This window comes from Pseudomonas sp. Kh14 (assembly GCF_900291005.1).
GTDB classification, from domain to species: Bacteria; Pseudomonadota; Gammaproteobacteria; order Pseudomonadales; family Pseudomonadaceae; genus Aquipseudomonas; species Aquipseudomonas alloputida.
This window is the reverse complement of record NZ_OLKJ01000029.1, coordinates 33,935-47,495: the sequence shown is the minus strand read 5'-3', so window position 1 is coordinate 47,495 and position 13,561 is coordinate 33,935. Positions and strand designations below refer to the sequence as shown.

General features: G+C 62.3%; 11 protein-coding genes. 4 read left to right on the top strand and 7 right to left on the bottom strand.

Features of this window, described 5'->3' with window-relative positions:
- Nucleotides 1-130: 130 nt before the first annotated feature.
- Both FQ668_RS14965 and hisN read right to left on the bottom strand, forming a co-directional pair.
- On the bottom strand, nt 131-862 hold the full coding sequence (locus FQ668_RS14965) for a hypothetical protein (RefSeq protein WP_014591013.1): 732 nt from the start codon (nt 860-862) through the stop codon (nt 131-133).
- Between the two features lie 186 nt (nt 863-1,048).
- On the bottom strand, nt 1,049-1,840 hold the full coding sequence (gene hisN, locus FQ668_RS14960; protein ID WP_014591014.1) for a histidinol-phosphatase: 792 nt from the start codon (nt 1,838-1,840) through the stop codon (nt 1,049-1,051).
- A gap of 125 nt (nt 1,841-1,965) precedes the next feature.
- On the opposite strand from hisN, the gene FQ668_RS14955 reads away from it, so the two are divergent.
- Nucleotides 1,966-2,856 (top strand): universal stress protein, encoded by an 891-nt coding sequence (locus FQ668_RS14955; RefSeq protein ID WP_014591015.1) that lies wholly within the window; start codon nt 1,966-1,968, stop codon nt 2,854-2,856.
- 254 nt (nt 2,857-3,110) lie between these two features.
- Nucleotides 3,111-5,240, top strand: a complete 2,130-nt coding sequence (locus tag FQ668_RS14950; RefSeq protein WP_019438650.1) for a TonB-dependent siderophore receptor — start codon at nt 3,111-3,113, stop codon at nt 5,238-5,240.
- A 31-nt stretch (nt 5,241-5,271) separates the two neighbouring features.
- Here FQ668_RS14950 and FQ668_RS14945 read toward each other — a convergent pair whose 3' ends face one another.
- From FQ668_RS14945 to FQ668_RS14935, 3 genes are all read right to left on the bottom strand, one after another.
- Entirely contained in the window at nt 5,272-5,793 is a 522-nt protein-coding gene (locus FQ668_RS14945) for an acyloxyacyl hydrolase (RefSeq protein ID WP_019438651.1), read from the bottom strand.
- A gap of 253 nt (nt 5,794-6,046) precedes the next feature.
- Nucleotides 6,047-6,490: a hypothetical protein gene (locus FQ668_RS14940; protein WP_014591018.1), complete on the bottom strand. Its 444-nt coding sequence runs from the start codon at nt 6,488-6,490 to the stop codon at nt 6,047-6,049.
- Nucleotides 6,491-6,616: 126 nt separating this feature from the next.
- Nucleotides 6,617-7,483 carry a LysR family transcriptional regulator gene (locus tag FQ668_RS14935; RefSeq protein WP_004374302.1) on the bottom strand — a complete coding sequence of 289 codons (867 nt, stop codon included), beginning with the start codon at nt 7,481-7,483 and terminating at the stop codon, nt 6,617-6,619.
- Between the two features lie 107 nt (nt 7,484-7,590).
- Between FQ668_RS14935 and FQ668_RS14930 the strand changes: the two genes are divergently transcribed.
- Entirely contained in the window at nt 7,591-8,976 is a 1,386-nt protein-coding gene (locus FQ668_RS14930) for an aldehyde dehydrogenase family protein (RefSeq protein ID WP_019438653.1), read from the top strand.
- Between the two features lie 37 nt (nt 8,977-9,013).
- On the opposite strand, the gene FQ668_RS14925 is transcribed toward FQ668_RS14930, so the two are convergent.
- Together FQ668_RS14925 and FQ668_RS14920 are read right to left on the bottom strand one after the other, a co-directional pair.
- On the bottom strand, nt 9,014-10,924 hold the full coding sequence (locus FQ668_RS14925; RefSeq protein WP_019438654.1) for an AAA family ATPase: 1,911 nt from the start codon (nt 10,922-10,924) through the stop codon (nt 9,014-9,016).
- Between the two features lie 186 nt (nt 10,925-11,110).
- Nucleotides 11,111-12,010, bottom strand: a complete 900-nt coding sequence (locus FQ668_RS14920; protein WP_014591021.1) for a helix-turn-helix domain-containing protein — start codon at nt 12,008-12,010, stop codon at nt 11,111-11,113.
- Between the two features lie 183 nt (nt 12,011-12,193).
- Here FQ668_RS14920 and FQ668_RS14915 point away from each other — a divergent pair, with 183 nt between their 5' ends.
- Nucleotides 12,194-13,552, top strand: coding sequence for a glutamine synthetase family protein (locus FQ668_RS14915; protein WP_004374294.1), 1,359 nt, complete (start codon nt 12,194-12,196; stop codon nt 13,550-13,552).
- Nucleotides 13,553-13,561: the final 9 nt, after the last annotated feature.

Genomic DNA, 13,561 nt, shown 5'->3' with positions numbered 1-13,561 from the left:
CCATACACTCACTGCAACTGGCAAAAATGCCAGTTGCGGCCCGACGAAACGTTGATTCGCCAATGAACACTCCTCACCTCAATCCTCATTCATGTATGGGCATTTCGCAAAGGCCCTGCGGCAGGGCCTCTTACTGCACCGGCAGGAAGTTCATCAGCAACAGGCTCTGCGCGTAATTCAAGCCAATGCGCCGATAACGCTCATCCAGCAACTCGGCCAGCAAGTCCAGCCGCGCGACGATCTTGCCGAATTCAACAGCAAAACTCAGGTTGCTGCCCTCCTCCGAGATTTCGTTCGAGAACAGCAACAACACCCCATTGGCATCCTGCCGTTGGCTGAGCATCCATGTTGCCTTCTCGATATTGCGCGCGGCGTTGTTGACGAACAGTGGATCGATGGTATCGGTCATGTAGAACTCGGTACGCCCGCCATGTGCGGTGATCAGCATGCTGCCAATGGCGTAGATGAAGGCGCCGACCCGGTCCCCACGAAACTCCGGGCTCAGGGCGTAGCTCAATGCCGCCAGGTCACGGCGGTTACCCAGTTGCGGCAGCGGCCGGCGCTGTTCGATGGCGATGCGGATCTGTCGCTCGGCGGTGGCGGCGTCCAGGTAACCAGACATCTTCCACTGGCTGGGGTTGCGCAGGTACAGCTTGTTCATCAGCAGGTACAGGCTTTGCAAGTTGTCGCGCATCGACAGCGTGGCCAGGCGGTCGACGCTGGTCTGGAACAGCTCGCTGGGTTTGCCGTTGCCGAGCTGGTTGACCATGTCACGGCCCTGCTGCTGCGTACAGGCGCACAGGCATGCCAGGGCACCTGTCAGTAGCAGGCGGGGGAGGAAATTCGGGTAGCTTGCAACCATCGGCACCGGGTCGATATTCGGCGGCTACGCTGGGAGTCAGCGCGGCCTGGCCAAGCATAGAGCCCGAAAATGGGAAAAAGTGCGGTGGCTGGAAAGAATGCAAACCTGTGGCGGCCACTTCGCGGGTGAACCCGCTCCCACAATAAGGGACTCGCCCGCGAAGAGGCTAGGAGCGACGAACCCGGATCACATGGCGTGGCGCAACATCTCCACCACCTGCGCATGCAGCGCAGGGTCGCCACAGGCCACCACGCACCCGCCATCCTGCGCCGAACTGCCATCCCACGCCGTGATCACGCCACCCGCCCCCTCGATGATCGGCATCAGCGCTTGTACGTCATACGGCTGAAGGCTCGCTTCGACAATCACGTCGACAAAGCCCGAGGCCAGCATGCAGTAGGCATAGCAATCACCGCCATAACGCATCAACCGCGCCTTGCTGGCGACCGCTTCGAATGCCGCCTTGCGCTCGGCGGTGTCGAACATGTCCGGCGTGGTGCACATCAGCGTGGCGGCAGACAGGTCGGCGCAGGCACGCGTCTTCAGGGGCGTGCCACTGCGCCAGGCGCCTGCCGGGGTTCCCACGAAACGTTCGCCGGTGAACGGCTGGTTCATCACCCCCAGCACCGGGCGGGTACCGTCATTCAGGGCAATCAAGGTGCCCCACAATGGCAAGCCGGTAATGAACGCCCGGGTGCCGTCGATCGGATCGAGCACCCAAGTCAGCGGGCTGCTGCCCACTGCAACACCGGCCTCTTCGCCAAGAATGCCGTGTTCGGGATAACGAGCCTGGATCAACTCACGCATGGCGTCTTCAGCGGCCTTGTCGGCCACGGTCACTGGGTCGTACAGACGCCCGCCCTTGTCCTCGACATCCAGGCTGGCGCGGAAGTACGGCGCGATCGCTGCAGCGGCAGCATCGGCCAATTGCTCGGCAAAGGCGCGATACTCAACGATCTGTTCAGCACTCAGGGACATGGGACAGGCCTCGTGACAATGATGGGGAACGCATCATACCCGACACATCGCCCCGGTGTACGCTGCGGCAGTCTAGACTGAACATCATCAGGGTACCGGGGGGCTGCCACACGTGGAGGTGTGCGATGAGCCAGTTCAAACGTCTGTTCGTCATGCTCGGCCCGCAAATGCGTCATACGCCTGCGCTGCAACGCGCGGCGGCGTTGGCAGAGTCCAGCGGTGCCCTGCTGGATATAAATGTGTTCGTCGACGACGTCGACACCTTTGGCTTGATGAGCGATGGTCGTGAGCGTGAGCGGCTGCTCAGCGACAACCGCCAATGGCTGGCGGATGAGGCCGAACAGCTGAGCGATGCCGGTGTGGACGTGTCCACCGAGCTGTTGTTGACCCGCGACCCGCTGGGCAGCGTACTGGAACGGGTCGAACGGCTGGGCTGCGATCTGCTGGTCAAGGACGTACAGCACGAGCCCGTACTCAAACGCCTGCTGGTCACGCCGCTGGACTGGCAGTTGCTCAAGGACAGCCCGGTCGCCGTGCATCTGGTCAGCGACATTCGCCTGCCCCTGCCCCGGCAGATCGCTGCCGCGGTGGACCTGAACAGCCACGGCACTGGCGAACACCTGGACGAGCAGGTCATCCACTGCGCCCATGACCTGGCCCTGCAGTGCAACGCCGAACTGCACCTGCTGCATGTGTGCGACGCGGCCAAGACCCACATCGCCGACTTCGGCGCCGGTACGGTCACCATGCCCGGCTTCGACAGCAGTGTGCGAACCGCGCAGCGGGCGGCGTTCAACCGCCTGGGCGACCATCACCAGATCCCGCTGGAGCGCCGGCACTTCCTCGAAGGGACCGCGACCAGGGCCATTGCCCAGTTCGTCGGCCACAACCGGGTGGACGTGATAGTCATGGGCAGCCACCGGCATGACGCCATGCAGACATTCCTGGGCGGGACAACGGCGCATGTGCTGGAACACCCGCTGTGCAATGTGTTGGCGATCAAGGCTGTTCGCTGACCTTCAGCAGCCTGCCCAGGGGCCAGGCAGGAATAACCTTCTACTGCAAAGAGGCACTTCCAACCACGGAGCAGCCTCTTCCCTGTCGGCCCCTTCGCAGTGCCTGCCGGCACTGTTGTCACTGACGCTTCATCTTCCTTGGTTTCTGGTACACCAGTGCCACTCAAAATTAATGCATTTGATAATGATTCGTAGTATGTTCGCGGCATTTCCCGACCCAGCCCTTAGCGCCCTATTCAAGGACCGTACCGTCGATGCGCCGCACGTTCGTTTCGCTTTGTGTGCTTCATGCTGTCTCCCCGCTGGCCTTTGCCGAGCCTGAACCGCTCAGCGACCCTAACCAGATAGAACTCCAAGCCCTGAGCATCACCAGTACTGCCGACAGCGAACGCGCCGACGGCCCGGTCGAAGGCTACAAGGCCACCCGCTCGGCGAGTGCCACCCGCACCGACACGGCGCTGCACGAAACCCCGCAATCGGTCAGCGTGGTGCCCAAGGATGTGCTGGTAGACACGGGCGCCACACGCCTGCAGGATGGCCTGGACTACGCCGGGGGTGTCGGCCGCGCCAACAACTTCGGCGGCCAGGGCCTGACAACGTTCACCGTGCGTGGCTTCACGACCGGGGAGTTCTATCGCAACGGCTTTCCGATCAACCGCGGTTACCCCAATGCTCCGGATGCCAACACCGTCGAGCGCCTGGAGGTCATCCGTGGCCCGGCCAGCAGCCTGTACGGCCGTGGCGACCCCGGCGGTACGTTCAACGTGGTCAGCAAGCAGCCATTGCCCGAGTCCAAGGTCACCCTTGGCAGCCAGTTCGACGACCAGGGCATGCACCGTGCCACCCTTGATGCCACCGGGCCGCTGAGCCAGGACGGCTCGCTGGCCTACCGCCTGAACGTACTGGGTGAAGGCGGCGACAGCTTCCGCGACGATGTCGAAAGCGAACGCTACGATGTCGCCCCTGTCATCAGTTGGCAGGTGAATGACGCCACGAAGATCACCTTCGAAGGCGATTTCATGCGCAACAACCACCCCCTCGATCGCGGCCTGACCCGCTACCCCACCCAGACCGGCAGCGCCTCGCGCGATACCTATATCTGGGAAAAAGGCAGCGACAACCTGCTGCACAATGACAACAACATGGCGCAGCTGCGTTTCGAGCACCTGCTCAACGACAACTGGACGCTGGGCGGTGGATTCCAGTATCTCGATGGCTCGCTCAAGGGTAATGCGGTCGAGGGGAGCAATTTACTGGCAGACGGCCGCACCCTGCAGCGGAACTTCAACTACCGCAAGCTGGAATGGACCGACCGTGACTGGCAATTGAACCTGACCGGGCATTTCGATACCGGTACGCTCAGCCACACCCTGCTGACAGGCATCGAGTACGAGAACTATCACTACAGCTCCATCATCCGACGTTCCAGCGCGTCCTACCCGATCGACATCTACGACCCGGTACTCGGCCAACCGAGACCGGCGCTGGCTGCGATCCCAACGACCTGGGACAGCGAGAACCTGCAGACCTGGGCCTTCTTCATCCAGGATCAGGTGGCGCTGACCGAGCGTCTGAAGGCGTTGGCGGGTGTACGCTTCGAGCGCTTCGAGCACGATTACGACGATAAGCGACCTGCCAATCGGGACTTCAGCAAGGGCGAAAACGGAGTCACGCCACGCTTTGGCCTGATCTACGACCTGACTGACACCGTGGCGGTCTATGCCAATACTGCGCGCTCGTTCAAGCCCAACACAGGCACGCCTGCCAGCGGCGGTGGCTTCGACCCGGAAAAGGGCAAGTCGTACGAGCTGGGTGTGAAATGGGAAGCGCTGGACCGGCAGTTGAGCCTCGACGCGGCGATTTATCAGATCACCAAGGAAAACGTCCTGACTCGCGACCCGAACGACTCGACCAATACCTACAGCATTGCCGCCGGCGAGGTGCGCAGCCGTGGCCTGGACATCAACGTCGCCGGCAACCTCACCCCCGAATGGCGCATGATCGGTGGCTATGCCTACGTGGACGCCGAAGTCACCAAGGACACCACCCTGCCCAAGGGAACGCACCTGGCCAATATCCCGCGCAACACCTTCAGCCTGCTGAACACTTACGAGTTCCAGGATGGCCTGGTCAAAGGCCTTGGCCTGGGCGTAGGCGTGAAGTATGTAGACGACCGTGCCGGGCAGACATCGGCAGCCACCTACACGATGGAACGCTACAGCGTGGTCGACCTGTTGAGCTTCTACAAGGTCAACGAACACGTGCGATTGAATCTGGACGTGAAAAACGTGTTCAACAAGGGGTATGACGAGGGCGCGTTCAACAGCTACGTATACCCCGGCGCACCGCGCACGGTGCAGGCCGGCGTTTCCTATACCTTCTGAATTGCCGGGGCCGCGCCGCGGCCCCGTAATGTCAGAACGCTGTGCTGTAGAACAGCGAGTACGACTCTATGCCGTCGTTTGGCTGCTTTATCCCGGCGTTGGAGTAGTGCATGGCACGGATGCCTACCTTCTGTTCTCCCGGCAACTTCAGGCCAAAGCCGATACGGTCTTCAAAGTTGACCGCCGACCCCAGACGCTGGTCGCCCACGTCGGTCTTTGAAAAGGCTGCCAGGCCAATACCTGCCTCGATGTAAGGCGTGTAGGTAAAGCCGCTGAACTCATACGTGAACACCGGGCTGAACGACAGCGAATGCGCGCCGCTGGCATCGCCACCTTCCCAATAGGTGTAGGCCGCATCCCAGTAACCGCTCACATGGCCAGTGCTGCTTTCCAGCCATTTCTTGTCCCAGTCGAACGACATGCCGATACGGTACGTCATGTCACCTTGGCCAGTGGCGCCCACGGCGCCTGATATCTGCGCAGCCTGGACCAGATCGGCCCCGGCAACGGCCAGCACTGCAACGGCCAGCGAAGCGGCTAGACGGGTTTTCATCAACAACTCTCCTGATGGTCTACACGGCAAGCGGGGGCTTGGGCCCCTCGATGTTTTGCGCTGACCGGTGCATCCAGACCGGTCATACGAAGTAATACTTTTCTGATTATTGTCCAGATAATCAGAAAGTTGGAAGTGTATTGCCACTATTGGCTAAATCACTTGGTAAAGATGTGCCTGCCGGGTACAGGAATTCGCGAGGCGTGACCTGACCCCAGGCAGGAGTACATCCGTACTCCTGCCCGTCTCTTCATCAACGCCAATTAAGGTTAACGGTCGTGGGGGCCTTGCCCGTCACGGCCACCCACTGCTGCACCGCCTGACCTTGGGCATTGCCAATGACCTTGTATTTGCCGGGAGGCAGCTGCACATACAGCAGTGGCCCGGCATCGCTGACGCTGAGCACGGGCTGGCCCTGGGCATTCTGGATATCGACGGTGGCCCCGCTCTGGAACTTGCCTTCCGGGCCGGTCGAAAGCTCTACGTGCAGGTCATAACCCGTGGTCTTGCGCAGGGCATTGGCTTCGTCCTGGCCGATACCGCCCTGCAGGTAGCGCACGCCATTCTGCTCCTGCGGTTGCAACTGCACGGCTTGCATGTCGATGGGGGCATTGAGGTCGGCGGCGGCGGTCAGGGTCCATGGCAGGGCCAGAGTGATCAGCAAGGCAGCGCCGAGCGCATAGTGATGGTTTCGCATGGTACGACCCTCCTTTAGAGGATGGCTTACCTATTATCTGATCCTCCCAGCGAAGGGGTGTTCGTGCTGATGCCTGGTCATGCAGATGAAATTCAATTCAGATAATCAGGTTATCGAGCAAAAACATCAGCTTGCACGGCCTTCTTCAAGCAACTTCACGAACATGCTCAAACTGCGCGATACCGTGCCCCGCCGCCATACCAGCCAGGTTTTCAGGTAGCGAAAGTCCTCCGACATTGGCCAGGCGCTGACGGTGCTGCACCCGGGCATATTGTCGAGCATGCTGCGCGGCAGCATGGCCAGGCCGGCACCCGCACTGACGCAGGCCAACATGCCGTGGTACGACTCCATTTCGTGGATCTTGCCGGGTACCGCCTGGTCCTGCACGAACCAGTTTTCGAAGTGATGGCGGTAGGAACAGTTGGCGCGGAAGGCGTAGATGCTTTCACCGTTCACGTCCTGGGCGCGGGTCACCGGTGTATGGTTGAGCGGCGCAATGACCATCATCTCTTCCTCGAACACCGGTATGCCCTCCAGCGTCGGGTGTAGCACCGGGCCGTCGACGAACGCCGCCACCAGGCGGCCAGACAGCACGCCTTCGAGCATGGTCCCGGAGGGCCCGGTGGACAGGTCAAGGTCAACCTTGGGGTAGCGTTGGTTGTAGGCGGCCAGCAACGCCGGGATGCGCACCGCCGCCGTGCTTTCCAGCGATCCCAGGGCAAAGGTGCCCTGCGGGTCTTCACCCGCCACGGTCAGCCGCGCCTCATGGACCAGGTCGAGGATGCGCCGGGTGTATTCGAGGAAGTTCCAACCCGCAGGCGACAGGCGCAGGCGGCTCTTCTCGCGAATGAACAGCTCTACACCCAGGTCCTCCTCCAGTTGCTTGATGCGCGTGGTCAGGTTCGACGGCACCCGATGGATGTGCTGCGCGGCGGCGCTGATGCTGCCCTGCTCTGCCACAGCCTTGAAGATCTCCAGTTGCACCAGGTCCACAGCCATTCTCCAAACGTGAATGTTTCGCTCATTATTATTCAGTTTTCATTAAAGCCATAGCCCACTAGTCTGGCCTCACTGATTAACAACAACGAGAGTGTCCCGCCATGAGCGCGATCAGCAGCCTGACCCACGCCATCTCCCTCGACCCGTACAGCGGCGAGCAGATCGGCGCCTACCCGTTCGACACCGACGCCGCACTGGAAGCGGCGCTGCAACGTGCCAAGGTTGGCTACCGCCAGTGGCGCCAGGTGTCGCTGGGTCAGCGCAGCGAGTACCTGCTGGCCCTGGCCGGCACCCTCGAAGCCAAGGCTGAAGCCTTCGCGCACATGATCAGCCGCGAAATTGGCAAGCCGATCGCCCAGGCTCGCGGTGAAGTCAGCAAGTGTGTGGGCCTGTGCCGCTGGTACGCCGAGCACGGCCCGGCCATGCTCGCCGCCGAGCCGACCCAGGTCGAAAAAGCCCGTATCGAATACCGCCCGCTAGGCCCGATCCTGGCCGTGATGCCGTGGAACTTCCCGGTCTGGCAGGTGCTGCGCGGCGCCGTGCCGGCGATTCTGGCGGGTAACACCTACGTGCTCAAGCACGCACCGAACGTGATGGGCAGCGCCTACCTGATGGCTGAGCTATTCAAGGATGCCGGCCTGCCGGAAGGCGTATTCGAAGTGCTGAACGTGACACCGGATGGCGTCACCCGCGCCATCAACGATCCGCGCATCGCCGCCGTGACCCTGACCGGCAGCGTGCGGGCCGGCATGGCGATTGGTGCACAGGCCGGTGCCGCGCTGAAGAAGTGCGTGTTGGAGCTGGGTGGCTCCGATCCCTTCATCGTACTGGCCGATGCTGACCTGGATGCCGCCGTCCAGGCCGCGGTGATAGGCCGCTACCAGAACACCGGCCAGGTGTGCGCCGCCGCCAAGCGCCTGATCGTGGAAGCAAGCATCGTCGAAGCGTTCACCCACAAGTTCGTTGAAGCCACTCGCCAGTTGAAAGTCGGCAACCCGCTGGAGGACGACACCTATATCGGCCCGATGGCCCGCTATGACCTGCGCGACGAGTTGGACGGCCAGGTTCAGGCGACGTTGGCCGAAGGCGCCACGTTGCTGCTGGGCGGCAACAAGGTCGAAGGCGTGGCCAACTTCTACGCGCCGACCGTGTTCGCCAATGTCACCCCGGACATGACCGCGTTCAAGCAGGAGCTGTTCGGCCCGGTAGCGGCGATCATCACTGCACGCGATGCCGACCATGCCGTGGAACTGGCCAACGACAGCGAGTTTGGCCTGGCCTCGACCATCTACACAGCCGACTATGCGCTGGCCGAACGCATGACCGCCGCACTGGATACCGGTGGCGTGTTCATCAACGGCTACTGCGCTTCGGACCCCCGCGTGGCGTTTGGTGGCGTGAAGAAGAGCGGTTTCGGCCGTGAGCTGTCGCACTTTGGTGTGCGCGAGTTCACCAATGCCCAGACCGTGTGGCTGGACCGTAACTGATTCATGACCCTGGGGCTGCTTTGCAGCCCCAGATGCTTCAATCCCGAACCTGGTCCTTGACCCAGTCCAGCATCCCCCCCGGCACGATCAGTTCATGCCGCGCCCGCGAACAGGCGGTATACAACCCCGCCAGCATACGCGCCCGTTCATTGCGGTTACCCGCCACCTGTGGCGCCACCATCAGCTCCGGCGACACCATCACCCGGGCAAACTCCATGTTCTTCACATCCCGTACTCGCCCCAGGAACAGCTTCGGCGCCTTGTCCCAGCGGTAACGGCTCTTGGCCTTGGCAAAATGCTCCGGCGTGTAGCCCTTGCGCAGCATATTGGCCACGGCGACGAACGCTTTGTCATCGCCCTTGTCCTGTTCCAGCGCCTGCCAGCTGGCATAGCGGAACAGCATCGGGTGGCGCGGCCGGGTGCCGTAGCGGTACAGCTCGATGCAGTCCTCGACGAACAGCTCAAAGTCCTTGCGAGCGCTTTTCAGCAACAAGAACGGCACCCCCTGATGCGTCAGGCGCTGGAACCAGCCAAACAGGCCCCATTCATCATCGACGATAAGCGCCGTGGGCTGTTCCGGCACCATCACCGTATCGAAGAAACTGACCCGGGTGTAGTGTTCGGCGTTGCCACTGAAGGCCGCCTGGATCGTGGCCGGGTGCGCCTGGATCAGTGGGTTGAGCACATTGTCCATTGCCGGCCCGGCGCGCAGTGAATGGTCGATGCAGCGTCGCCGGATGAAGCTGCCATGGTGCGGGCTGAGGCCATTGAGGTTTTGCAGTTCGTCACCCAGGGTAATGATCGACTGCGGACTGCGATCGAGTACCGCCAGCATCGGTGCCGACAGCTCGTGGGCCTCGTCGACGATGACATGGGTGTAACGGCTGTCGATCACATGCTCGGTCAGCGACAGCAGCTTGACCCGGTGGTAGTCACGTACCGGCAGCTGAATGTCCCGCGCCGACGGGCGAATCAGCTCTTGCCAGTACAGGCGTGCCTTTTCCAGCAGCACCTCCTGATCCAGCGGCGAGGTGCCAGGCCCGGCCCAGGGCAAGTGGTGCAGCTGAAGCTGGGTATCGGCACTGTGGCAGAACGTGCGCACGGCGCGGATGCACAAGGCAACCACGTCGCGCGCTGCGAGCGGGCCGATATCTGGGATGGCCAGCCAGCGCACCACTTGCGCTTCCTGGGGGCGCCAGGACAGCCTGGTGCGGTATGGATCGCGCAATCGCCAGCCGTTGCTGGTGAGGTCGCGGTTGAGCAGCTCGTCAGCCAGTTGGCCGAAGGTCAGCGCGGTATAGGCAGCAGCGTCCTTGACCCGCGCCTGCAGCGCGCGCAACTGCCCTTCAGTCAAGGCCAGCAGCAAGGTGCGCTGTGGCTCCAGCAGCCGGGCGAACTGGTGAATCAGGAAGGTTTTGCCCGTGCCGGCGAAACCTTGCACAGCCACAGACTCGTCGATGCCACTGAGGAATTCACGCAGCAGGCGGTTCTGCTGGTCGCTGAGCATCAAGTCACTGGCCAGCGACGGCAGGTACACCGGATGCAGCGGTGTAGCCCGTTGGCGGTAGCGGTCGGCGAACTGGAAGTTCCACTGGCCTTCGTCATCCAGCCATTCGTCCACCTGGTACTGCACTTCGGCCGACAGCAGTGCTATGCCATTTTCACCCAGCATGCCCAGGCCCATGGCGAACGCTTCGCGATCGAATTGCTGCGCTACCTGGGCCTGGAAGCCCCCGGGGGCGACACCTTCGACTTCGTTGGCGATGCGCACGATTTCGGCGAAACGACGCTCCTGCGCGTCGGCCGAGGCGGTGGCAGGCTGGCGTGGCAGGTTTTGCACGAACAGCACGGTAGCGGCATCGACAACACTGGCGGTGGTGAAGAACTCAGTAACGGCCGCGCTGGCGAGGCGGTCGGCCTGGTCGCTGGACAAAGGCAGGTAGAACATCGGCACCTCGGGTGAAATCAGGGCGGCACGATAGCAACTTTTGGCGTGGAATGCTGGGTTCAGTGTTGCCTGGGCTGGCCGCTTCGCGGACTTGCCCGCGCCCCAGGCAACGTGCGATTCACGAAACCATGCTGGCGCTGTGGGAGCGGGCGAGCCCGCGAAGAGGCCGGCAGCCCCGCCTCCACCTCAAACCCTGCAGCGCTTCAATGTTTCACTGGGAAACTCCTTGAACAACTGCCGGTAACTCTCTGAAAACCTTCCTAAATGCCAGAACGACCAACGCATCGCCACCTCGGCCACGGTCACGCCGCCACCGCGCAACAGATCACGCCGCGCACCGTTGAGCCGGCGCAGGCGCAGCCAGTGCGCCGGCGGCATGCCGGTAAAGGCCTTGAACGCCTGCTGCAACTGGCGCAGGGAAACCCCAGCCACATCTGCCAGCTCAAGCAGGTTCAGCGTTTCTTCCGGGCAGTCGGCCGACCATTCGCTCACTCGGTGCATGATCGCCCGTTCCTCGTCCCGCCGCCCCAGGGCCACGCCCTGCAAACGCTGGCTGGCGTTGTCGAGAATGAACAGGCAGTCCTCCAGCAACTGCTCAGCCAAGGCCTGCCCTTGCAACGGGCAACCCTCCTCGCCCAACCGGGTCAAGGTGGCGCTGAGCCAGCTGCCGAACAACGCATTCTGGCCGCTGCCCAATGGCACCATGAACAACCCTTCCAGGCGCTGCGGGTCCAGCCCATGGCGGGCCAGGAAGGCCTGGTCGAACACGACCGCCACCTCCTGGTAGTTCTCCGGCGTGATCCAGATATTGCGGCTTTGTTCGTTCAGCAGGTACAGGCTGTTCTCGCTGCGGTCGAAGCAAAACGCCAGCGAGCCGCTTGGCGCGCGAAAGAACTGCTCCACCCGGGTGTTCAGGCGCTCTTCGTACACCTCCACACCATCCAGCCCCAGACACCGCAGCTCACCGCTGAAGTACCCGGGCGACATCTGCCGGTACTGCTGCTGCCAGCCTGGGGTGGCGCGCACTTGCTCGGTGACATCAGTGGTGTGGAAAGCCTGGACCTTCAACGCATTGGCGGTTGTCACACATCGTCCTGTATGCACTCTTTTGGTGCATTCGATACTGAAGAAAGTGGATAGATCGCCCCGGGGGGCTGCGCCCAAGATAGTCTCCAGCGCGTCACCTGGGAAGCGTAACGCCTTCGCAACTGTTCAACGGTTCTCGCAAGCGCCCACGCTCCCCCACTAAAACCCAACCAAGAGGTCTGTATGAACGCCCCCTTCGATCAGCTGTCCACCTGGCTGAAAGAACATCGGATCACCGAAGTCGAATGCGTGATCAGCGACTTGACCGGCATCGCCCGCGGCAAGATTGCGCCTACCGCCAAGTTCCTCCATGAGCGAGGCATGCGCCTGCCAGAAAGCGTGCTGCTGCAGACGGTCACCGGCGACTACGTCGACGATGACATCTATTACAACCTGCTCGACGCCGCCGACATCGACATGGTCTGCCGCCCCGATCCCACCGCCGTTTACCAGATCCCGTGGGCGATCGAGCCAACCGCGATCGTGATCCACGACACCTTCGACAAGCAAGGCAACCCCATCGAGCTTTCGCCACGCAACGTCCTGAAGAAGGTACTCAAGCTGTACGCCGACAAGGGCTGGCAGCCGATCGTCGCGCCCGAGATGGAGTTCTACCTGACCAAGCGCTGCGAAGACCCGGATTTGCCACTGCAGGTACCACTGGGGCGTTCCGGCCGTGCTGAAAGTGGCCGTCAGTCGTTCTCGATCGACGCCGCCAACGAATTCGACCCCCTGTTCGAAGACGTCTACGACTGGTGCGAGATCCAGGGCCTGGACCTGGATACGCTGATCCACGAAGACGGCCCGGCGCAGATGGAGATCAATTTCCGCCACGGCGACGCGCTGGACCTGGCCGACCAGATCACCGTGTTCAAGCGCACCATGCGCGAGGCAGCGCTCAAGCACAACGTGGCCGCCACGTTCATGGCCAAGCCGATCACCGATGAACCAGGCAGTGCCATGCACCTGCACCAGAGTGTGGTCGACATCGCCACTGGCAAACCGATCTTCGCCAACGAAGACGGCAGCATGAGCCCACTGTTCCTGCATCACATCGGCGGCTTGCAGAAGTACATCCCCAAGCTGCTGCCGATGTTCGCGCCCAACGTCAACTCGTTCCGCCGCTTCCTGCCGGATACCTCGGCGCCGGTCAACGTCGAGTGGGGCGAAGAAAACCGCACTGCCGGCCTGCGCGTGCCCACCTCCAGCCCTGAGGCGATGCGGGTAGAAAACCGCCTGCCGGGCGCCGATGCCAACCCGTACCTGGCCATCGCGGCCAGCCTGCTGTGCGGCTACCTGGGTATGGTCGAGCAGATCGACCCTAGCGCACCGGTGCAGGGCCGCGCCTATGAACGACGCAACCTGCGCCTGCCGATCACCATCGAAGATGCGCTGCAGCACATGGAAGACTGCGAAACCGTGCAGCAGTACCTGGGCAAGCAATTCGTCCAGGGCTACGTGGCGGTCAAGCGCGCCGAGCACGAGAACTACAAGCGCGTCATCAGCTCGTGGGAGCGTGAATTCCTGATGCTGAGTGTCTGATCCACCGCG